Source organism: Georgenia sp. G2120 (genome assembly GCF_055326485.1).
The window spans coordinates 63182-83999 of record NZ_JBUZNL010000003.1; the positions used below are offsets into that span (position 1 = coordinate 63182).

Consider the following 20818-nt stretch of genomic DNA (forward strand, 5'->3'; position numbering starts at 1 on the left):
TCGCTGCACCGGCGGCCGTTGATGCCGCCTGGTGTGACTCTCGCTCAGCGTAATGGTGTGCGCCACCCGACCCCAACCGGAGCGCCGACCGGCCGGTTCGCGTCGGGCCGTCGGCGCCATCCACAACCTCCCCGAGGTGAACAACCGGCGACCTCCCGCGCATAACGGCTTCCGGAGCCGGCGCGAGTGGCACGCTGTGCGCGGCTCCACTTCCCCGGCCACCCCGCAGACCACCATGAGGACCACCGTGCGCTCGTCCCTTCCCCTCCCGACCGGCTCGACCGGGCGACGTCGCCCGACCGGCCTGAGCGCCGCCGTCGGGCTCGGCCTGCTCCTCACGCTCGCCGGTCCGGCCGCCGCCGGCCCCGCCGCGGCGACTCCGGCCCCCACCACCCCGGAACCCGCGCCCGAGGACCCCGCCCTCGAGGAGCCCACGACCGTCCCGGGGACCGAGGACAGCAGCAACGCCCCCGACGACGCCGACACCCCCGGCGCCACCGGCCCGGACGCCCTCCCGGCGGACCCGGCCCCCTCGGACGACCCCCTGCGCGAGGGCGAGCTCGTCCCGCAGACCCGCAGCAACGCGCCGATCACGGCAGGGCCGCTCGCCCAGATCGACGCACCGCCGGCGGGCAACCGGGGGATCGTCGGGCCGCTCGGCAGCAACACGTACGCGCTGACCTCGTACATGGGCCCGCGCTGCATCCCGATCATGTACGGCTCGACGAGCCATGGCGGCGTGGACTTCGGCGCCCCCGCCGGCACGCCGCTCTACGCGATCGCGGACGGCGTGGTCGTCAACCAGCTCAACGACCCGGTGGCGGGGGAGTGGCTGCTCGTGCGCCACACCATCGACGGCCGGCACGTGTTCGCCAGCTACTCCCACACGCTCGACCGCGACCGCTACGTCCGGGTCGGCGACACGGTGCGCGCGGGCCAGCGGATCGCCGACGTCGGCTCGACCGGCGTGTCCACGGCCCCGCACCTCCACCTCGAGATCTGGCTCGACGCCTACCTGCGCGGCACCCGCGTCGAGCCGATCGGCTGGTTCTCGGGCCGCGGCGTCGACCTGCGCGAGGCCGCCGTGCGCGCCGTCCCCATGACCACGCCCGCCACCTGCCGGTACTACGCGATCGGGTCGACCCCGATCCGGGCGTCGGCGTCGTCGGGGGCCCGGGTGCTGACGACCGTCCCGAACTTCACCCCGATGACCGGCTGGCCGGGCGACAAGACCGGCGACTGGGTCCGCGTCCGCGCGAACGGGGTCACCGGCTGGGCGCACGCCTCCGACGTCTCGCCCGTCCGCTCCGGCGAGCCCCAGGCCCGCACGACGGCGGCCACCATCCTGCGCTCCTCCCGCGCCTTCGACGCCGGCAACCAGGTGGCGTCGCTCGGGGCGGGGGCGCGGATCGACGTCGTCGACGCCCTCATCGACGGCTGGTACCGCGTGACCGTCGGCTCCCGCTCCGGCTGGCTGCACCACTCGACCGTGGCGGTCACCCCCGGCGTGCGGCACGGGATCGACGAGGGATTCTTCCTCGCCGACACCTTCACGACGAGCGCCACCTCGATCTTCAGCTTCGGCAGCTACTACGACCGGTTCTACGTGGGCGACTGGGACGGCAACGGGACCGACACCGTGGCCTACCGCCGCGAGGCCACCTACCGGATCCGCCAGACCAACAGCCCGGGCAACCCGGACGTCACCATCAACTACGGACGCCCCGACGACGAGGTGTACGTGGGTGACTGGGACGGCGACGGCACCGACACCTTCGCCGTGCGCCGCGGCAACGAGTTCTACATCCGCAACTCGCTGACGTCGGGCGTGGCGGACGTCGTCCTCCAGTACGGCCGCGCCGGCGACGAGGTGCTCGTCGGCGACTGGGACGGCGACGGCACCGACACGTTCACCGTGCGCCGGGGCAACGAGTTCTTCGTGTCCAACACGATGGAGTCCGGCTGGGCCGACGCCGAGATCTCCTACGGCCGCGCCGGCGACGACGTGTACGTGGGCGACTGGGACGCCGACGGCGAGGACACCTTCGCCGTGCGCCGCGGGTTCACCTACTTCGTGCGCAACTCGATGGAGTCCGGCTGGGCCGACACCCAGATCGACTACGGCCGCGCCGCCGACGAGACCTACGTGGGCGACTGGGACGGCGACGGCTCCGACACGCTCGGGATCTACCGCTTCTCGTGACGCAGACGCGAGAAGGGGCCGGATCCGCGTGGGATCCGGCCCCTTCTGTGCAGTGGCTCCGACCGGGGTCGATCCGGTGACCTTCCGATTTTCAGTCGGACGCTCTACCAACTGAGCTACAGAGCCCTGCGCCGACGCGCGGCCGTTCGACCGGCTCGACTGCGACCCTGACGGGACTTGAACCCGCGACCTCCGCCGTGACAGGGCGGCGCGCTAACCAACTGCGCTACAGGGCCTTGCTGTGTACTTCTGATCCTGCTGTCGTGCTGACCTGCTCGGTACGCACCGGTCAAGGAGCGTACCCCCAACGGGATTCGAACCCGTGCTACCGCCGTGAAAGGGCGGGGTCCTAGGCCGCTAGACGATGGGGGCCGGAGACTCCCGTCGCCCAGGCGTCCTGAGGCCTGGACAAGCATAGGTGGCCCGCGGCGATGGTTCCAACCAGTTCGGGTGTGCGCTCCGTCATGCCCGGACGAACATCCGACGACGACGAACTGCCCCGGCCGCCACCCCCGTCCCGACGCCGCCCCCGTCCCGGGCCCACCGCGGGCCGGGTGCGACCATGGCCCCGTGGTGGAGATGAGCGAGGCCGAGTTCGAGGAGGCGGTGGCCGACGCGCTCGACCTCGTCCCGCCCGAGCTCGCGGCGGCGATGGACAACGTGGTGGTCCTCATCGAGGAGGAGGCCACGCCGGAGCAGCTGGACGGCGTCGAGGAGGGCGAGCTCTTCGGCATCTACGAGGGCACGCCGCTGACCGACCGCGACGACGGCTGGGCCGGGTCCCTGCCCGACCGCATCACGATCTTCCGCGGCCCCACGCTGCGCTGGTGCGAGGACGTCGAGGAGGTCGTCGACGAGGTCGCGGTTACCGTGGTGCACGAGATCGCCCACCACTTCGGCATCTCCGACGAGCGGCTGCACGAGCTCGGCTGGGGGTGACGCACGGGCAGGGCCCCGCGCCCTAGCCTGGAGGCATGGACGACGAGCAGACCGACCAGGCCATCGAGACCACGCTCGACGTCCTCTCGGTGGCCGGCAGCTCGGTCATCGGGGCGGCGGCCGGCCTCGTCGTCGCGCTGCTGCTCGGCGCCGTGTTCGGCTTCCTCGCGCGCCGCAGGGCCGGCATCCGGATCGTCTACGCCCGCATCAAGGGGCCGGTCCGGCTGCTGCTCATGGTCATCGGCACCATGGTCGGCTTCTACCTGGCCACGCGGCTCCCGGCGGACGCGCGCGTGCCGGGCTGGCGCGGGGTCATCCAGCACGCGCTCGTCGTGGCGATCATCCTCAGCGTCACGTGGCTCGTGGCGGCGCTCGCCAACGTGGCCGAGGACTTCGCGCTCAAGGGCGTCCGGGAGCGCGCGGGCGGCGGCGAGGTCTCCACCCACGGGCGCCGCATCCAGACGCAGGCGGTCATGCTGCGCCGCGTCGGCGTGGTGGTCGTCTGGATCATCGGCATCGCCATCGTGCTGCTGACCTTCCCGGGGGCCCGCGCGGCCGGCGCCTCGATGCTGGCCTCGGCGGGTGTGCTGTCGGTCGTCGCCGGTATCGCGGCGCAGAGCACGCTGGCCAACCTGTTCGCCGGCATCCAGCTCGCGTTCACAGACGCGATCCGCGTGGACGACACGATCGTCATCGACGGCGAGTACGGCTACATCGAGGAGATCACCCTTACCTACGTGGTGGTGCTGACCTGGGACAACAGGCGGATCATCCTCCCGTCGTCGCACTTCACGACCAACCCCTTCGAGAACTGGACCCGACGCGAGACGAGCATCCTCGGCACGGTGACCTTCGACGTCGACTGGCGCGTGCCCGTGCCCGCGATGCGCGCGGAGATGCAGCGCCTCCTCGACGCCACGCCGCTGTGGGACAAGAATCTCGGGATCTTCCAGGTGTACGACGCCGTCGGCGGGTTCGTCACGGTCCGCGCGCTCGTCTCCGCGAAGGACCCCGGGACGCTCGTCGACCTGCGTTACTACCTGCGCGAGGAGCTCCTCGACTTCCTCCAGACCCACGCCCCCTACGCGCTGCCGCGCACGCGGATCGAGGACCACGAGCCGCCGCTGGAGGCGCTCACGCCGCCCCGCCCGCGCGACGTCCACGAGCAGGCCGACCTCGACGCCGACCTCGCCGAGCTCGCGGAGATCGAGAAGAGCTACCGCGACCAGGAGCAGGTGGCGCAGAAGGCCGCGGCCGTCCGGCAGGAGACGGTCGAGGCGCGCAAGCAGCGCGAGTCGGCTGCGCGCCGGGCGCGTCGGCGGGCGGCCCGCGAGGACCGGCGCCGGGCCCGCGAGGTCGGCGGCGCGCTCGGTCGGCGCGGGCAGGTCGGGCACCACGACGACACCGGCTCCCAGACCACCGTCATGAGCACCGAGGCCCTCGAGGAGGCGCTCGCCGCCTCGCGCCCGGGGGACACGACCCACGCCCCCGACGCCGACTCCCGGACCAGCGGGACCGGCGCGCCCTCGACGGGAGCGACGGACGGGCAGCGGGGCCGAGCGACCCGCTCCGGGCGTCCGGGGCGGGCGGATCGCGGCGAGCGCGGTGAGCGTGCGGAGCGCGGCGAGCGCTCGGGCAGGTCGGCACGATCGCCCCGGTCCGCGCGTTCGGCCCGCTCGGCCTGGTCCGCCCGCTCCGCGAGCTCCGCCGGGTCGGCGCAGTCGGCCTCCTCCGCCCAGTCGGCGCACTCGGCCCAGTCCGCGGCCCACGCGGCGGCGCCCTCGGCGTCGTCGGCGTCGGAGGGGCCGGTGGCGTGGACGGCCCGGACACGGACGTCGGCCGTCTCGGCGATCTCCGCCGGCTCGGCGAACACCGCGGCCGTCTACCCGCCCGGCTACCCGGACGACATGGTGTGGCAGAACCGCGGGGAGTCCGCCGAGGGGTCCGCCGTCCCCGGCCTGCGCGACGAGTTCCCGCTCGGCCCCCTGCGCACGAGCCTCGTCTACCGGTTCGGCCGCGGGCTGTCGGCGCCGAGCGCGCGCTCCGCCGCCGCAGCCGGGCAGCTCCCGCCCGTCATCACGCCGCAGTCGGCGGCGGAACGGCCCGACGTGTCCGACGCGACGTCGGTCACGACGACGACCGGCGCGCACGCCTCCTCGATGTACACGGGCACCCCCGAGAACGAGGAGCGCGGCGCGAAGTTCACCGGGCCCGACGAGGCCGTGCAGGCCGAGCTCGAGGCCGGCGTGGAGCGGCGCCGGGCGGCGACCACCGGCGAGGGCGAGGCGGTCGACGGCGAGGATCACACCTCGGACGCCGCGGCGGTCGCCTTCGGTTCCGTCGCCACGGGTGGCATCCCGGTGGTCGACGACGACGATCGCGCCGCCGTGTACGACGGGTCGGAGGCGTTCGGCGACGAGCGGGTCGTCGAGGGGCCGGTCGAGGTCACCGGCGCGCTGGGCGACGCCCCGCCCGCCGACGTGCAGCCGCCGCGCTCCGGAGAGACGTCCGTGCTGCCGGCACTGGACGCCGAGCACTTCGCCGCGACCGATGCGGCCGTCGAGCCGGCGGGAGGGGCCGCGGGCGGTGCCGGTACCGGGCCCGGCGCCGATGCGGACGTCGCCCCGGCCGACGATCCCGCGGTCGCCCCGGCCGACGACCCCGAGTCCACCCCGGGCGTCGACCCCGGGTCCACCCCGCGCCGGTACCGCGACCGGTCGGGCCGGCCGCCGCGCGGCCACGAGGTCGTCTACGGCCGCGACGCCTCGGACGGCGGCGGCGGTGCGACGGGCGCCGGCCGCGGCGAGGGTGGCGACGGGGGCGGCGGCGACTGACCCGCACTCTCGACCACATCGGCCGGGGGCGGACGGACGTGACGTCCGCGCCGAAGAGGAGGACGATGGCCTCATGACGACCTCCACCGGCGACTACGCCGTCAGCAGGACCGACGAGGAGTGGCGGCAGATCCTCGACCCGGCCGAGTTCCAGGTCCTCCGCCTCGCGGGCACCGAGCGCCCCGGCACGGGCGAGCTGCTCGACGAGCACCGCGAGGGCCTGTACTCCTGCCGCGCGTGCGGCGCCGAGCTCTTCCGCTCGGAGACCAAGTTCGACGCGCACTGCGGCTGGCCCTCCTTCTACGCCCCGCAGGACTCCGACGCGGTCGAGCTCATCGAGGACCGCTCCCACGGGATGGTCCGCACCGAGGTCCGCTGCAGGACGTGCGGCTCGCACCTCGGGCACGTCTTCGACGACGCCCCGCAGACCCCCACCGGCGACCGCTTCTGCATGAACTCGGTCTCGCTCAGCTTCGCGCCCGCGGACGACGCGGCCGCCCCCACCGCCGACGACGCGGCCGCCCCCGAGTCGCGACCGTGACGGCCGGCCGCCCGATCCGGGTGGCCACGGTCAACCTCCAGCACGGAACTCCGGCGAGCGGGGGAGGCCCCGGCCTGCCCGCCGACGTCGGCACCGCGCCCACCAGTACCACGCCCACCGGCACCGCGCCCGCGCGCGCCGGCGCCTGCGCGCTCCACCCCGACCACGCGTCGCTCGTCGCCGCCGGCCGGGCCCTCGCGGCGCTCGACCTCGACGTCGTCGCGCTCCAGGAGGTCGACCGCGGTCAGCGGCGCTCGCGCTACGTCGACCAGGCCCGGGTGCTCGCGCGGATGCTCGGCACGTCGTGGTGGCGCCTCGCCGCCGCCGAGGTCGGCCCGCGCGGCGGCCCCCGCCTCCGCCCGCTCGTCGCGCCGGCGGTGTGGCAGCCGGGCTACGGCGTCGCGCTGCTCAGCCGGCTGCCCGTGCGCGCCTGGCACGCATGGAGCTTCCCCGCCGAGCTGCGGCTCCTGCGCCCCGGCCACCCGCTCGCGCAGGGCGGCCCCGTCCTCCGCGTCGGCCCGCGCGTGCTCCGGCGCGACGAGGCCCGCGTCGCGCTCGCCGCCCAGATCGACGCCCCCGGCGGCCCGCTCGCCGTGGCCGCCACGCACCTGAGCACCCGCGCCGACGCCGCGCGTGCCCAGCTCCGCACCGTCACCGAGCGGCTCACCGCCCTGCCCGGCACCCACGTCCTCGCCGGCGACCTCAACCTCGGCCCCGACGACGTCGCGGCCGCCACCGGGCTCACGCCCCTCGCCGTCGGGCCCACGTTCCCCGCCCGCCGCCCGCACCGCCAGATCGACCACGTCCTCGGCACGAGCGACCTGGTCGCCTCCGGCGAGGTCCACCGCCTGCCCGTCTCGGACCACCTCACGCTCGTCGCGACGATCACCGACGCCCGGGTCGCCGGCGCGCACGCCACCGGCGCCTCGTGACCGGGGTCGTCACCGGGTTCGCCGGCCTCACCCTCATCGTCGTCGTGGGCTACGTGCTCGCGCGCACCGGCGTCGTCGGGAAGGGCGGCGCCGACACCCTGAGCACCGTCGTCTTCCACGTGGGCGTGCCCATGCTCATGCTGACGACGGTCGCGACGGCCGACGTCGCGCACGTCCTCTCGCTCGCCTCCGTCGTCACGATCGTCACGGCGCTGGTCGTCGCCGCGCTCTTCGTCGTCGTGGCCCGGACGATCCTCAGGGTCGACGCCGCCGGGACGGTGGTCGGCGCCCTGTCCGCGTCCTACGTCAACGCGGGCAACATCGGGCTGCCGATCCTCGTCCTCGCCGTCGGTACGGCCGCACCCGTGGTGCCCGCGATGATGCTGCAGCTCCTCGTGCTCGCGCCGCTCAGCTTCGCCCTGCTCGACCGGTTCACCGGCCGCTCCGGCTCCGGCCGGCGGCGGGTCGTCACCCCGGTGCTCTCCCCTCCGGTGCTCGGCGTGATCGCGGGCCTCGTCCTGTCGTTCACCGGCCTCGAGCTGCCGACCGTGCTCGCGCAGCCCGTCCAGATGCTCGCCGACATGACGGTGCCGATGCTGCTCGTCGCGTTCGGCCTGTCGATCCACGGCGGCGGCAGCGGGCCGGACCGGGAACCGACCCCGGTGGTGTGGACGGCGATCGCCATGCGCGTCGCTCTCGGACCGTTCCTCGCCTGGGTGATCGGCGGGCCGGTCGCGGGCCTCGAGGGCGACGTGCTGCTCGGCGTCGTCGTCGTGGCCGCCCTGCCCACGGCCCAGAACGTCTTCGTCTACGCCATGCGCTACGAGGCCCACGTCGACCTCGCCCGCCGCGCGATCCTCGTCACCAGCGTGGCGTGCGTGCCCGTCATCGTCGCCGCGACCGGGCTGTTGTCGTGAGCGGGACACCCGGCCCGACGACGCCGGACGGCGCACCCGGCGGACCGCCCGGCGGTTCGCGCGGCGGTCCCGGCCGAGGCGGGGCGCTCTCCCGCGCGGTGGGCAAGGTGCCGCCGCCGGTGTACTTCCTCATGTCGGGGACGTCGAGCTACGTCGGCTCGGGGCTCGCCGTCGGGCTGTTCGCGTCCTCGCCGGCGCTCGCCGTCGGCTGGGGGCGGATCCTCGTCGCCTCGCTCATCCTCGTGGCGTGGCGTCGGCCGTGGCGGCGCTGGCCGCGCGAGCACCCGTGGACGGCGCTCGGCTGGACCGTCGCGTTCGGGCTGGCCCTCGGCGGGACGAACCTCCTGTTCTACGAGTCGATCGCCCGGCTGCCGCTGGGCACCGCCGTGTCCCTCGAATACCTCAGTCCCGTGATCCTCGCGGCGATCGGGGGCCGCGGGTGGCTCGCCCGGGCGGCGGTCGTGCTCGCCTTCGCGGGCGTGGCGACGATCGGCGGCCTCGGGGTCGACCTCACCGACCCCGACCAGCTCGTCGGCACGATCTACGCGCTCCTGGCGGGGGCGACGTGGGCGATGTACATGTTCGTCGGCCAGCGTCAGGCCGCGCGGGTGCCGGGGGCGGACACGCTCGCCGTCGGGCTGGCGATCGCCGCCGTGGTGTACGCGCCGGTCGGGCTGCCCGGGTCGGGCCCGCTGTTCCGGCCGGAGAACCTGCTGTTCGTCGTCGCCGTGGCCGTGCTGTCCTCGGTGGTGCCCTACGTCATCGACCAGGTCGCGTTCCGGCGGCTCACCGCGGCGATGTTCGCCCTGCTCAGCTCGCTGCTGCCCGTGACGTCGCTGCTCGTGGGACTCGTCCTGCTGGGGCAGGTGCCCAACGCCGCCGAGATCGCCGGGCTCGTCATGGTCTCGGTCGCCGTGGGGCTTGCAAGCCGCCCAGCGCCGCCGCGGCAGGGTCGGCCGGGGTCCGAGAAGGCCTGATCGCGCCGAGAAGGACGAGATGTCCGGCGGGCGACCGTGCGGGGGCCTCCCGATAACGCGGTGCCGAACCGTGACTTTCCCCTCGCCGCGCCTGCGTGCGGTTGTGCGCAGATGGTGCAACAGTAGGCCCGCTGTCACAACAGGGGGCTGCCCACCGGCCCTCGGACAAGGAGGCACATCATGTGGTCGTTCATCTCTCTCGTCGTCGTCGGTGCCATCATGGGCGCCCTCGCCCGGCTCTTCATGAAGGGTGACCAGAACCTCGGCATCCTGTGGACCATCATCCTCGGCGCGCTCGGAGCGCTCGCCGGCGGGTGGATCGCGGACTCGCTCTTCGACGGCTCCACGATCGTCACCTGGATCGCGGGCGTCGTGCTCGCGATCGTCTTCATCACGATCTTCATCGCGGTCCGTGGCCGCGCGGGTCGCGCAGCACGCTGACCCGTGGGGCTCTGACCCCGGGGCGCCACCCGGCGCCCGCACCGGGCGGTCGACCGACCGTCCGACCTGCACGGCCCGGAGGGGCCGGCTCCCGACCGGGCGCCGGCCCCTCCGGCACGTCCGGCGGTCGGTCAGTGGTTGCGGAGCAGGTCGACGAGCTCCGCCTTTCTCAGGTCGGAGTAGCCGCGGAGGCCGAGATCCCGCGCGCGGCGCCGCAGCTCGGCGACCGTGCGGTCCTCGTAGCGCCCCGTGCCCGTGCCGTCCCCCGTGGTCCCCGTCCCCGTGCCCGTGCCGTCCTCCGTCGTCCCTGCGTCGCCGCCCTCCTCGACCGGCATCGCGGCGCCGTGGCGGGTGCCCGCGCGGCCCTCGAGCGGAGCGATGACGTCCATCGGGTCGCCGACGTCCCGCACCCGCTCGAGCACCTCGTCGATCGTCAGCTGGCGCAGGTCCGCGTCCTCGAGCTCGTCCCAGGAGCGTGGGACCGCGACGGTGGGTCGCGTGCGCCCCCGCATCGAGTACGGCGTGACCGTGGTCCGCGCCGCCCGGTTCTGGCTCCAGTCGATGAGCACCTTCCCGCGCCGCACGTCCCGGCGGATCGTGCTGACGACGAGGTCCGGGTGCTCCTCCGCCATCTCGCGGGCGAGCCGTGCGGCGGCCTCGGCCACCTCGTCGCTGGTCGCCGAGCCGTCGAGCCCGGCGTAGACGTGCACCCCCGTGCTGCCGCTCGTCACCGGCACCGAGGTGAGGCCCAGGTCGTCGAGCCGGGGCCGCAGCAGCCGGGCCACCTCGACGCACTCGGCGAGCCCCGCGCCCTCCCCGGGGTCGAGGTCGAGGACGAGCCGGTCGGGCGGGAGCTCCTGCCTCGCCGCCGGCCCGAACCGCCACTGCGGCACGTGGATCTCGAGCGTCCCCATCTGGACGAACCAGGCGAGCGTCGCGGCGTCGTCGGGCAGGGGATAGGTGTTGACGTGGTCGGCGTGCTGCTGCTCGCGGCGCGGCACCCAGTGCGGGACGCTGCCGGGCAGGTCCTTCGCGAAGAACGACTGGCCGGGATCCTGCGCGGTCCCGACGCCGTCCGGCCACCGCTTCCGGGTCGCCGGCCGGCCCGCGCCGTGCCGCACGACGAGGGGAGCCACGGCGACGACGTAGTCGACGACGTCGCGCTTCGTCGTCCCGGTCGACGGGTACATCACCTTCTCGGGGTGCGTGAGGCGCACCCGGCGGCCGTCGATCTCGACCGTGTCGCGGTCGGGGTCGGCCATCCTGGCCCCCTCTCGGTGCGGGGACCGGTGCCCCGCCGATGGTGAGCCCGACGCTACCCCCGGCCGCCCCGCCCCGCCCGCCGGCGCTCGAGCGGGTGCCCGAAGATCCCGCAAGCGGCACCGGGGTGAGGATTCGCACGACCGGCATAACGGCGTACCCGATGTCAGGATCATCGGCGGCCCGGAACCCTTGGGCCCGACCCCTCCGACCGGTCCTCCGGCGCGAGCCGGGCGAGTTGAGACGGGAACGGATGGTCAGCAGTGGTCGACGAGCGCGCGCCCGCGGCGGACGGCACGACGGCCGGACGGCACCTCCTCCCCGCGACCGGCCGGCAGGGCCCGCCTCTGGACGGCCGACCTCGTCCTCGCGTGGATCGTCAACTTCCTCCTCGCCTTCGTCTTCTACTTCCTCGTCACGACGATGGCGATGTACGCCGTCGACCGGTTCGCGGCGGGGGAGACGGCCAGCGGACTCGCGTCCTCGATCTTCGTCATCGGCTCGACCGTCGCGCGCCTCTTCGCCGGGTGGCTCGGTGACCTCCTCGGGAAGCGGCGCGTCCTCACCGGGTCGCTCGTCGCGTTCGTCGTCGCTTCGCTGGCCTACCTGCTCGTCGACTCGCTCGGACTGCTCCTCGCGGTCCGCGCGATCCACGGCGTGGCGTTCGCGCTGGCCAGCACCGCGGCGATGGCGATCGCGCAGTCCGTCATCCCGTCCGTCCGGCGCGCCGAGGGCACCGGCTACTTCTCGCTCAGCATGACGCTCGCGACGGCGGTCGGCCCCTTCCTCGGCCTGATGCTGTGGAACGGGCCCGGCGCCACCGCGATGTTCGTCGTCGCCTCCGTGGCGGCCGTCCTCGCGATGGTCGTCTCCCTGTTCCTGCGCACCCAGGACGAGCCCATCCCCGACGACGAGCGCGCCCGCATGCGCCGCCTCGACCCGGCCCAGATGCTCCATCCCGCCGTCCTGCCGATCGCCTCGTTCATGCTCGTCATGGCCATCGCCTACTCGGGCGTGCTCACCTACCTCAACTCCTACGCGGAGGCAGCGAACCTCGTCGCGGGCGCCGGCGCGTTCTTCCTCGTCTACGCGGTCGTCATGTTTCTCACCCGGTTCTTCATGGGCACGCTGCAGGACCCCCGGGGCGACAACGTCGTCGTGGGCATCGCCGTCGTCGCGTTCGCCGCCGGCCTCGCCGTCCTCGGGCTCGCGACCGCGGACTGGATGGTCGTCGTCGCCGGCGCGCTCATGGGCCTCGGCTACGGCACGCTCATGTCCGCCCTGCAGGCGATCGCCGTGTCCAAGGTGCCCATGCGGCGCGTGGGCCTCGCGATCTCGACGCACTTCTTCATGGTCGACCTCGGCGTCGGCCTCGGGCCGGTCATCCTCGCCCAGCTCCTGCGCGTGACCGGCTACGCCGAGATGTACCTCGTGCTCGCCGGCGTCGTCGTCGTGTCCCTCGGGCGCTACCACCTCGTGCACGGACGGACCGCCGCGACGGGCGGCGCGCACGCCGAACCGTCACCTGCCCCCTCGCCGCAGGGCGCTCGTCCGACGTCGGACGAGCGCCTCACCGGTCGGACGGCCTGACGACCGCGGGCCGACCGGCGGCGGGCCGGGCCTCAGGCGCTGTCGGTGAGGTCGGCCGCGGTGACCTGACGCGCGCAGTGGCTGCAGCAGTACGACGTGCCGTCGACGTCGACCCCGTGGCCGACGACCCGGCACCCGCAGTGGGCGCAGGTCGGCGCCACCGCGTGGATGGCGCACTCGAACGAGTCGAAGTCCGCGGTCGTGCCGTCGTGCGTGGTGATCGTGAAGGTCTTCTCGTAGCTGTTCCCGCACGTGGCGCACATGGCCATGGCGTCCCCCTCAGTGGTTGCGGAGCAGGTCGACGAGCTCCGACTTCCTCTTGTCGGAGTAGCCCTCGATGCCGAGCTCCTTCGCCCGGTCCTTGAGCTCCTCCACGGTCCAGTCCTCGTAGCTGCCGGCCTCCCCGCCGCGGCGGCCGACCTCCTTCTTGCTCTCGTTCGCCGCGGCGTTCGAGATGCGGGCCGCCTTCTCCTTCGACGCGCCCTCGTCCCGCAGCTCCTCGTACATCTCGGGCTTCTTCAGGCTGGGTGTCTCGTCCCTCGGCATGTCGTCTCCCTCCTCGTCGGCGCGTGAGCCGCGCCGCTGGTCGTGCCTCCCGGGCCTCGTACCCGATCCGCCGGGAGTCAAACAGCCGGCGCACCGGGCGGCAGATCGGCCGCCGCACCGGCGCGCCCCGTCAGGCCCTGGGGTCGAGGACGACCTTGACGCAGCCGTCCTCCTTCTTCTGGAACATCGCGTACGCGGCCGGCGCCTCCTCGAGCGGCAGCCGGTGCGTGCGCAGGTCGAGGACGCCGAGCGGGTCCTCGCGGTCCATGACGACGGGCAGGAGCTCGTCGACCCAGTGGTGGACGTTGGCCTGCCCCATCCGCACGGTCAGCTGCTTGTCGAACATCTCCAGCAGCGGCAGGGGGTCCTGGGCGCCCCCGTACACGCCGGAGACGGAGACCGTGCCGCCGCGGCGCACGGCGGAGATCGCGGTCCGCAGCGCGGCCAGCCGGTCGACGCCGGCGTGCTCCATCAACGGGGCGGCGACGGCGTCCGGCAGCTTCGCCATCGCCCGGTGGGCGACGCCGACCACGGGGGAGCCGTGGGCCTCCATCCCGACGGCGTCGATCACCCCGTCCGGGCCCTCGCCGTCGGTCCGGTCCCGCAGGGCGGCGGTGACGTCGTCGACGTCCCGCTCGTCGATCACCTCGATCTCGTGCCGCGCCGCCATCGCCAGCCGCTCGGGCACGCGGTCGACGCCGATCACCCGACCGGCACCCAGGTACCGGGCGACGCGCGCGGCCAGCTGGCCGACCGGCCCCAGCCCGAGCACGACCACGGCGCACCCCGGCTCCACCTGCGCGTAGCGCACGGCCTGCCAGGCGGTGGGCAGGATGTCGGAGAGGTAGAGGTAGCGCTCGTCCGGCTCGCCGTCGTCCGGCACGCGGACGAGCCCCGCGCCGGCGTGGGGGACCCTCAGGTACTCCGCCTGGCCGCCGGGCACCTGGCCGTAGAGCTTGGTGTAGCCGAACAGCGCAGCCCCGCTGCCGTGCTCGCGCACCTGCGTGGTCTCGCACTGGCTGTGCAGGCCGCGCGCGCACATCCGGCACCTCCCGCACGCGATCGGGAACGGGACGACCACCCGGTCGCCGACCGAGACGTCGGTGGCCTCCGCCCCGACCTCTCGCACGATGCCCATCGTCTCGTGGCCGAGGACGTCCCCCGGGTCGAGGAAGGCGCCGAGGACGCTGTAGAGGTGCAGGTCCGAGCCGCAGATCGCGGTCGAGGTCACCTCCACCACGGCGTCGGTCGGCTCCACGACGGTCGGGTCGGGGACGTCCTCGACGCTGACGTGCTCGGGCCCCTGCCAGGTCAGTGCGCGCACGTCGGCGTCACTCCGAGATCAGCTCGACGAGCTCGCCGACCCGGTCGTCGGGCCAGCTCCGGGCGACGTCGGCCTGGCTGACGATCCCGACGAGGTCGTGCCCGTCGATCACCGGGAGTCGACGGACCTTGTGCGCCGCTATCGTCCGCAGCGCCTCCTCGATCGAGTCGTCGGCGCCGATGGTCACGGGCTTGCCCTCGGCGAGCTGCCCCGCCGTCGTCGTCGACGGGTCACCGCCCTGGGCGAGGCACTTCACGACGATGTCGCGGTCGGTGAGCATGCCCTTGAGCCGGTCGTCGGTGCCGCAGATCGGCATCGAGCCGACGTCGAGCTCGGCCAGCTGTCGCGCCGCGTCGACCAGCGTCTCGTTCTCGCCCACGCAGCGGGCGTCGGGCGTCATGATGTCGCGTGCCGTGTCCATGGTCTCGCTCCCGTCGTCGGTGCGCCGCCGTCGGCGGCGCTGCCCGGGTCGTACCCGCGATCGGCCGCGGCATGCATGCGACCTCGGGCGGCGCCCCGTCGAACGGGCCGTCGGGGGTTCAGCCGGCCCGACGTGCCGCGCGGTAGGCGGCCAGGCGGTCGTCCTCGCTCATGCCGCCCCAGACCCCGTACGGCTCGCGGACGGCGAGCGCGTGCTCACGGCAGGCGTCGATGACGGGGCAGGCCGCGCACACCGCCTTGGCGGCCTCGTCGCGGCGCCGCCGGACCTGGCCGCGCTCGCCCTCGGGGTGGAAGAAGTCCTCGGGGTCGACCTCGCGGCACGCCCCCTCGAGCTGCCAGCTCCACACGTCCAGCAGCGGTTCGGGAAGTCGGGACAGTTCAGCCATCGGGTGCCTCCTGTGGTCGTCGCGCACGCGGCCCTCAGGCGGCGCGGGTCCTTGGCGTGGTGGCGGTCGTACCGGTCGGGGACGGCGCCGCCGTGCCCCGCCGTGACGCCGCGGCCGGTGTCCCCGCGGCCAGCCTGAGCGTGGCGAGCACGCGGCCGAGCCGGCGGGACACCTGCATCTGACTGACGCCGAGCACGTCGGCGATCTCCTGCTGGGTGTGCTCCTCGACGAACCGCATCCGCAGGAGCACACGGTCGGACCCGGTCAGCCGCCCGCGCAACGGCGCGAGGCTCGCGAGCTCCTCGACCCGCTCGAACGCCCCGTCGTCGGCGGCCGGCAGGTCCTCGCCGATCGGACGGGTGTCCGGGCCGGGAGCGGCGTCGATCGACTGCGGTGCGAAGCATCCGACGGCGGCGCGGGCCTCGCGGACCGCGTGCACGTCGTGCCCGAGCGAACGCGCGAGCTCGGCGTCGGAGGGTGGGGACGCGTGGCGCTGGAGGTGCTCGTCGATTACCCCGCGGATCTCGATCTGCAGCTCCTGCACGGGCCGCGGGGGGCGGACCATCCACCCGCCGTCGCGGAAGTGGCGCTTGAGCTCGCCGAGGATGGTGGCGGTCGCGTAGGCGGCGAGACTGCCGCGGCCGGCGTCGAAACCTCGCACGGCCTTGACCAGCCCGAGGTAGGCGACCTGCTCGAGGTCCTCCGGCTCCGGTCCGCGGCCCCGGAACCGGCGGGCGAGGGTGCGGGCGAGGCCGAGATGCTCGAGCACCGCGTCGTCGTGGTCGGCGTGAGCCGGGTCGGGCGACGGTTCCTGGCCGCGAGATTCGCCGCCGCGTCGGCGTGCGGTGCTGCGTCGCCCGGATCGGTGGGTGCGGGAGCGCCGGCTCCCACGGTGGTCAGCTGTCGGTCGTACGTTCACGGAGGTCCCCCCGAGCAGAACGTGCGCGTCCTGGCGGCTGCATCACCAGGTCTCCAACCTTGCCGAGTCCGTGACGTGTGTCAAACGGAGGCCCTCGGTTTGCCGGACGTCCCCGCGGGTACGTCGGGGGCATGCCCACCCCGCACCGATCCTCCGACGACGAACGGGAGCACGCGATGTCCGACGACGTCCGCAGCACCACGTCGATCGTCGCCTTCCAGCCGCCGCCCGTGCTGCTCGACCACGCCGAGACGAAGGCCGCGATCAACAACTTCAGCACGAACCTCGCGCAGCAGCTCGCCCCGCGGAGCATCCGCGTCAACGCCGTGGCACCGGGCCCGATCTGGACCCCGCTCCAGCCCTCGGACGGCCAGCCGACCGAGGAGCTGCCCGAGTTCGGACGGTCCACGCCGCTGGGCCGGGCCGGCCAGCCCACCGAGGTGGCCCCGGCGTTCGTCTTCCTCGCGTCCCCGGAGTCCAGCTACGTCGTCGGCGAGACGCTCGGCGTCACGGGCGGGATGTTCGGACCGTGACCGGGCTCGTCACGCTCGGTCGCCGGGACACCGCGCGCGCCGTCACGGGCGTCCTGCTGCCGCTGCTCGTCCGCGGCATCATCGTGCGCCGGCCGCGCGCGACCGCCCTCGTCGACCGGCTCGACGCCGACCGGCGCGTCGCCGACGTCCTCGCCGCGCTCCGCGAGCGGTACGGGCCCGGACCCGTCCGGCTGCGCCTGCCGCTGCGAGAGATCGCGCTCCCGCTCGACGTCGGTGACGTCGAGCGACTGCTTGATGACGTCGACACGTTCACCCCGGCCAACCGGGAGAAGGTGGCCTCCCTGAGCCACTTCCAGCCGGCGGGCCTGCTCGTCTCCGACGCCGCACGGCGCCGACTCCGCCGGCCGTTCAACGAGGCCGTCCTCGACCACGGGGCGGACCTGCACCGCCTGCACGAGACGTGCGTCCGTGCGGCCGACGAGGAGATGGGCGCGCTCACCGGGCCGGACCTCACGTGGGTTCGGCTGCGCGCCTCGTTCGGTCGCGTCGCCCGCCGCGTGACGCTCGGAGACCTGGCGCGGGACGACACCCGCGTGACCACGGTCCTCGACCAGCTGCGGGCCCGGGCGAACTGGGCCTTCCTCGTGCCGCGGAGCACGGCGAGGATGCGCGAGCTCGCCGCCTCGCTTCGCGGGTACGTGCTCACGGCCGACCCGAACAGCCTCGCCGGTCTCGTCGCCGCCACACCGGCCGCGCGGGGGACCGCGACGGTCGGCCAGCTTCCCCACTGGCTGTTCGCCTTCGACACCGCCGCCATCGCGGTCCATCGGGCACTCGCGCTGCTGGCGATCCATCCCGAGACCCAGGCGCGCGTCCGGGCGGAGGACCCGGCCGACCACCGGGGGCTGCGTCCGGCCGCGCGGTCCACCGTCCTCGAGTCGCTCAGGCTCTGGCCGACCACGCTCGCGATCCTGCGCGACTCCACGACCCAGACCACATGGCGGGGTCGCGAGGCCCCCGCGGGGACGGCGTTCGTCGTCGTGTCGACGTTCTTCCACCGGGACCCGCGCCGCCACCGCTGGGCCGACCGGTTCACGCCCGAGGCGTGGAGCGACGGCCGCGCCGACGCCGACCGGGGCCTCGTGCCGTTCAGCGCCGGACCCGCCCGGTGCCCGGGGAGAACGCTCGTGCTCGACGTGACGAGCGAGGTGCTCGCCGCGCTCGTGCGCCGCTTCGACGTCGGCCTGGCGGACCCGGCCGACCTGTCCGCCGACGCGCCGCTCCCGCGCACCCTCGCACCGGTCAGGGTGCGACTCACCCTGACGCCGAGGGTCGGCGTCGGGCACGCACAGGAGAAGGAGACCAGCCATGCCCGACCGTAGGGACGACCCCACGACCGAGGAGCTCACCGGCACCGGGGAGGCGCTCGCCGGCGACCCCGCGCAGCGGGAGGAGCCGGACGACCGTCCCACCGGCCGGCCGTCGCAGGCGGAGGGGGAGGACCCGTCGGACGCCCACTCCGAGGACCACCCCGAACCGCCCGGCGGACATCCCTCCCAGGCCGAGGGCGAGCCGGAGGACGGACCGTGAGGGTCGCCGTCGTCGGAGCCTCCGGCAACGCCGGCACCGCGGTGCTGCGCGCACTGGCCGGATCCGCGGAGGTCGACGAGATCGTCGCCATCGCCCGGCGGTTGCCCGAGCCCGACGCAGAGCCGTACGCGTCCGCCACGTGGCACCGCATCGACCTCGCGCTGCCGGCGCGCACCCGGGAGCACGAGGACCGGCTGATCGACGAGATCGCCACGGCGATCCGCGGCGCGGACGCCGTCGTGCACCTGGCCTGGCTCATCCAGCCGAACCGGCAGCGCGACCTCCTGCGGCGAGCCAACGTCACCGGGACGGCGCGGGTCGCCGAGGCGGCGGCACGGGCGGGGGTCCCGCACCTGGTCGTCGCCTCCTCGGTGGGTGCCTACACACCGGTCGACGACGACACGCCCCGCGACGAGTCCTGGCCCACCGAGGGGATCCCCACGTCCCACTACTCGGTGGACAAGGCCGCCCAGGAGCGGGTCCTCGACCACTACGAGGAGCAGCACCCCGACCTGCGGGTCGCACGCCTGCGCCCGGCGCTCGTCTTCGGGAGCGAACCGGCCGCGGAGATCCGGCGGTACTTCCTCGGTCCGCTCGTCCCCGCCGGGTTGCTGCGGCCCGGGCGGCTGCCCGTGATGCCCGTGCCGACGGGTCTGCGCCTGCAGGTCGTCCATGCCGACGATCTCGCCGACGCCTACCTGCGGGTCGTCCTCGAGCGGGCGGCGGGACCCTTCAACATCGCCGCCGACCCCGTGCTCACCGCGCAGGACCTGGCGGACGTCCTCGACCACGGCCGGCTCGTCCGCGTCCCGTCGCGGCTGCTGCGGCCGGCCGTCTCGCTCGCGTGGGAGGCACGCGCGGTCGCCGCCGACGCCGGATGGCTCGACATGGGCATGGCCGTCCCGGTGATGGATGCGACGCGCGCCCGCACGGAGCTCGGCTGGCACCCCCGGCACGACGCCGGCAGCGCGCTGCGCGCGCTCCTGACGGGGATCGCCGACGGGACCGGGATGCCGAGCACTCCGATGCGGCCGGCCGAGGCGTGGCCGACGGACGCCACCCCGGCCGGCGGCGCGCTGCGGTTCCGCGCCCAGGAGTCCGGCGGGACGCCCGCCGCTCACCGGGTTCCCGCGACGCTCGACCGGCACCTGCTCGGCCTCTACCTCTCCGACCACCTCACGGGGGCGACGGGGGGCAGCGCACGCGCGCGACGCATGGCCGACGCCCACGGCCGCACGGAGCTCGGCCCCGAGCTGGCGGACCTGGCGGAGCAGATCGAGTCCGAGCGACTTTTCCTCCGTGACCTCGTCGAGACGCTCGACCTGCGGCCACGCGCGCACCGCCAGGTGGCGGCGTGGGCGGCCGAGCGGATCGGCAGGCTCAAGCTCAACGGACGGCTGGTGGACTCGCCCATGACACCGGTGCTCGAGACCGAGCTCCTGCGCAGTGCCGTCATCGGCAAGCTGGGCGTCTGGGAGGTGCTCGCGCGCCTCGCCGACGAGCTCGGGCTGCCCCGAGCGGTGTTCGACCAGCTCGCCGACGACGCCCGTCAGCAGGCCGAGGTCATCGGCCGGCTGCACGACCGGGTCACCGGCCACGCCTTCGCCACGGCGCGCCAGAAGGACGGGCAGGAGCGGACGGTCGCGGCGCCCGGTGAGTGAGCGCTCAGCCCGATTCGGTGTCGGAGGACACGGTCCCGTTGCCGGCGGGCTGGTGCTCGCGTCCGGCGTCGGACGGGGGGGTGCGGTGGGAACGACGGTGCTCGACCACCCACTCGGCGACCTCGCGGAGCTTGATGTTGTGGTCCTGGGAGTGCCGCCGGAGGAAGGCGAACGCCTGGTCGGCCTCGAGGTCGAACCGCTCCATGAGGATCCCCTGGGCCTGACCGACGAGCTTGCGCGAGTCGACGGCGACCTTCAGCCCCTCGTGCTCGTGCGCCGACGCGATCGCGACCGAGGCGTGCCGGGAGAAGATGTGGGTGACCGCGACGTCCTCCTCGTCGAAGGCGTCCCGCCGGGCCGAGTAGAGGTTGAGCGACCCGTACCGGCGCTCCTGCGTGCGCAGGGGCACGCTGAGCACGCTGCGGAACCCGAGGGCGGCGACGGCCGGGCCCCAGGCCGGATAGCGCGCGTCCGCCCCGACGTCCCCGGAGACGTACTCTCCGCCCTCGGCCGCGGTCAGCGCGTCGAGGCACGGCCCCTCGTCGAGGTGCAGCTGCAGGTGGTGGGCCTCGGCGACCGCCCTCGACGTGGCGGCGGCGGTCTCGAGCCGGTCACGGGCGTGAGTACGCATGATGCCGGCGTCGTCGCACGTGACCGCGGAGCGGGCGTAGTCCGCGATCCGCTCGATCGTCGTGCGACTCCCGGCACCGGACCCGGCCTGCAGGTCGAGCGCCATCCGGGAGAAGAAGTCCTCGTCCGCCACCACACCTCCGTCGTCCGGGCGGCGTGCGTGCCCCCGGGTGGGCGCGGTCCGGCGCGAGCG

At 74.5% G+C, this 20818-nt stretch carries 20 protein-coding genes, 3 tRNA genes and 1 pseudogene; 13 read left to right on the forward strand and 11 right to left on the reverse strand.

Annotation, left to right across the window (positions count from 1 at the left end; genetic code table 11):
• Positions 1–235: 235 nt before the first annotated feature.
• Positions 236–2203: a peptidoglycan DD-metalloendopeptidase family protein gene (locus ACZLMO_RS04165; protein WP_463652953.1), complete on the forward strand. Its 1968-nt coding sequence runs from the start codon at positions 236–238 to the stop codon at positions 2201–2203.
• Positions 2204–2256: 53 nt separating this feature from the next.
• Here ACZLMO_RS04165 and ACZLMO_RS04170 read toward each other — a convergent pair.
• The 3 genes from ACZLMO_RS04170 to ACZLMO_RS04180 all read right to left on the reverse strand — a co-directional run bounded on the left by ACZLMO_RS04170 (position 2257) and on the right by ACZLMO_RS04180 (position 2575).
• Positions 2257–2329 (reverse strand) — tRNA-Phe (locus ACZLMO_RS04170).
• 36 nt (positions 2330–2365) lie between these two features.
• A tRNA-Asp gene (locus tag ACZLMO_RS04175) sits at positions 2366–2439 on the reverse strand.
• 63 nt (positions 2440–2502) lie between these two features.
• A tRNA-Glu gene (locus ACZLMO_RS04180) sits at positions 2503–2575 on the reverse strand.
• A gap of 207 nt (positions 2576–2782) precedes the next feature.
• On the opposite strand from ACZLMO_RS04180, the gene ACZLMO_RS04185 reads away from it, so the two are divergent.
• The 7 genes from ACZLMO_RS04185 to ACZLMO_RS04215 all read left to right on the forward strand — a co-directional run bounded on the left by ACZLMO_RS04185 (position 2783) and on the right by ACZLMO_RS04215 (position 9784).
• Positions 2783–3142 carry a metallopeptidase family protein gene (locus ACZLMO_RS04185; protein ID WP_425713786.1) on the forward strand — a complete coding sequence of 120 codons (360 nt, stop codon included), beginning with the start codon at positions 2783–2785 and terminating at the stop codon, positions 3140–3142.
• 35 nt (positions 3143–3177) lie between these two features.
• Positions 3178–5976 (forward strand): mechanosensitive ion channel family protein, encoded by a 2799-nt coding sequence (locus tag ACZLMO_RS04190; RefSeq protein WP_463652954.1) that lies wholly within the window; start codon positions 3178–3180, stop codon positions 5974–5976.
• Positions 5977–6049: 73 nt separating this feature from the next.
• Positions 6050–6517: a peptide-methionine (R)-S-oxide reductase MsrB gene (msrB, locus tag ACZLMO_RS04195; RefSeq protein ID WP_463652955.1), complete on the forward strand. Its 468-nt coding sequence runs from the start codon at positions 6050–6052 to the stop codon at positions 6515–6517.
• Positions 6514–7449, forward strand: coding sequence for an endonuclease/exonuclease/phosphatase family protein (locus ACZLMO_RS04200; protein WP_463652956.1), 936 nt, complete (start codon positions 6514–6516; stop codon positions 7447–7449). Before msrB ends, ACZLMO_RS04200 begins: the two co-directional genes overlap by 4 nt.
• A complete protein-coding gene (locus ACZLMO_RS04205; RefSeq protein ID WP_463652957.1) occupies positions 7446–8366 on the forward strand; it encodes an AEC family transporter in 921 nt (306 codons plus the stop codon). Before ACZLMO_RS04200 ends, ACZLMO_RS04205 begins: the two co-directional genes overlap by 4 nt.
• Positions 8363–9343, forward strand: a complete 981-nt coding sequence (locus ACZLMO_RS04210; protein ID WP_425713763.1) for an EamA family transporter — start codon at positions 8363–8365, stop codon at positions 9341–9343. The genes ACZLMO_RS04205 and ACZLMO_RS04210 overlap by 4 nt, the downstream gene beginning before the upstream one ends.
• A 180-nt stretch (positions 9344–9523) precedes the next feature.
• Entirely contained in the window at positions 9524–9784 is a 261-nt protein-coding gene (locus ACZLMO_RS04215) for a GlsB/YeaQ/YmgE family stress response membrane protein (RefSeq protein WP_425713762.1), read from the forward strand.
• A gap of 131 nt (positions 9785–9915) precedes the next feature.
• Here the strand turns inward: ACZLMO_RS04215 and ligD are convergent, their stop codons facing one another.
• Entirely contained in the window at positions 9916–11046 is a 1131-nt protein-coding gene (ligD, locus tag ACZLMO_RS04220) for a non-homologous end-joining DNA ligase (protein WP_463652958.1), read from the reverse strand.
• A gap of 190 nt (positions 11047–11236) precedes the next feature.
• On the opposite strand from ligD, the gene ACZLMO_RS04225 reads away from it, so the two are divergent.
• Positions 11237–12634 (forward strand): MFS transporter, encoded by a 1398-nt coding sequence (locus ACZLMO_RS04225; RefSeq protein WP_463652959.1) that lies wholly within the window; start codon positions 11237–11239, stop codon positions 12632–12634.
• A 32-nt stretch (positions 12635–12666) separates the two neighbouring features.
• On the opposite strand, the gene ACZLMO_RS04230 is transcribed toward ACZLMO_RS04225, so the two are convergent.
• From ACZLMO_RS04230 to ACZLMO_RS04255, 6 genes are all read right to left on the reverse strand, one after another.
• Positions 12667–12903 carry a hypothetical protein gene (locus ACZLMO_RS04230; protein WP_425713759.1) on the reverse strand — a complete coding sequence of 79 codons (237 nt, stop codon included), beginning with the start codon at positions 12901–12903 and terminating at the stop codon, positions 12667–12669.
• 10 nt (positions 12904–12913) lie between these two features.
• Positions 12914–13180: a DUF7218 family protein gene (locus tag ACZLMO_RS04235; protein ID WP_463652960.1), complete on the reverse strand. Its 267-nt coding sequence runs from the start codon at positions 13178–13180 to the stop codon at positions 12914–12916.
• 130 nt (positions 13181–13310) lie between these two features.
• The gene (locus tag ACZLMO_RS04240) at positions 13311–14504 is read right to left on the reverse strand and encodes a zinc-dependent alcohol dehydrogenase (RefSeq protein ID WP_463652961.1); all 1194 of its coding nucleotides are present in this window, start codon (positions 14502–14504) and stop codon (positions 13311–13313) included.
• 7 nt (positions 14505–14511) lie between these two features.
• The gene (locus tag ACZLMO_RS04245) at positions 14512–14925 is read right to left on the reverse strand and encodes a CBS domain-containing protein (protein ID WP_463652963.1); all 414 of its coding nucleotides are present in this window, start codon (positions 14923–14925) and stop codon (positions 14512–14514) included.
• Between the two features lie 118 nt (positions 14926–15043).
• Positions 15044–15331: a WhiB family transcriptional regulator gene (locus ACZLMO_RS04250; protein ID WP_463652964.1), complete on the reverse strand. Its 288-nt coding sequence runs from the start codon at positions 15329–15331 to the stop codon at positions 15044–15046.
• Between the two features lie 34 nt (positions 15332–15365).
• A complete protein-coding gene (locus tag ACZLMO_RS04255) occupies positions 15366–16100 on the reverse strand; it encodes a sigma-70 family RNA polymerase sigma factor (protein ID WP_463652965.1) in 735 nt (244 codons plus the stop codon).
• Positions 16101–16444: 344 nt separating this feature from the next.
• Between ACZLMO_RS04255 and ACZLMO_RS04260 the strand changes: the two are divergent.
• The 4 genes and pseudogenes from ACZLMO_RS04260 to ACZLMO_RS04275 form a co-directional block, all read left to right on the forward strand.
• Positions 16445–16783 (forward strand): annotated as a pseudogene (locus ACZLMO_RS04260) (SDR family oxidoreductase); the annotation flags it as partial.
• A complete protein-coding gene (locus tag ACZLMO_RS04265; protein ID WP_463652966.1) occupies positions 16780–18126 on the forward strand; it encodes a cytochrome P450 in 1347 nt (448 codons plus the stop codon). The pseudogene ACZLMO_RS04260 and the gene ACZLMO_RS04265, both read left to right, overlap by 4 nt.
• Positions 18113–18334 (forward strand): hypothetical protein, encoded by a 222-nt coding sequence (locus ACZLMO_RS04270; protein ID WP_463652967.1) that lies wholly within the window; start codon positions 18113–18115, stop codon positions 18332–18334. Before ACZLMO_RS04265 ends, ACZLMO_RS04270 begins: the two co-directional genes overlap by 14 nt.
• The gene (locus ACZLMO_RS04275; RefSeq protein ID WP_463652968.1) at positions 18331–19995 is read left to right on the forward strand and encodes an NAD-dependent epimerase/dehydratase family protein; all 1665 of its coding nucleotides are present in this window, start codon (positions 18331–18333) and stop codon (positions 19993–19995) included. The genes ACZLMO_RS04270 and ACZLMO_RS04275 overlap by 4 nt, the downstream gene beginning before the upstream one ends.
• A gap of 4 nt (positions 19996–19999) precedes the next feature.
• Here ACZLMO_RS04275 and ACZLMO_RS04280 read toward each other — a convergent pair whose 3' ends face one another.
• The gene (locus ACZLMO_RS04280; protein ID WP_425713751.1) at positions 20000–20758 is read right to left on the reverse strand and encodes an ANTAR domain-containing protein; all 759 of its coding nucleotides are present in this window, start codon (positions 20756–20758) and stop codon (positions 20000–20002) included.
• Between the last annotated feature and the right edge of the window lie 60 nt (positions 20759–20818).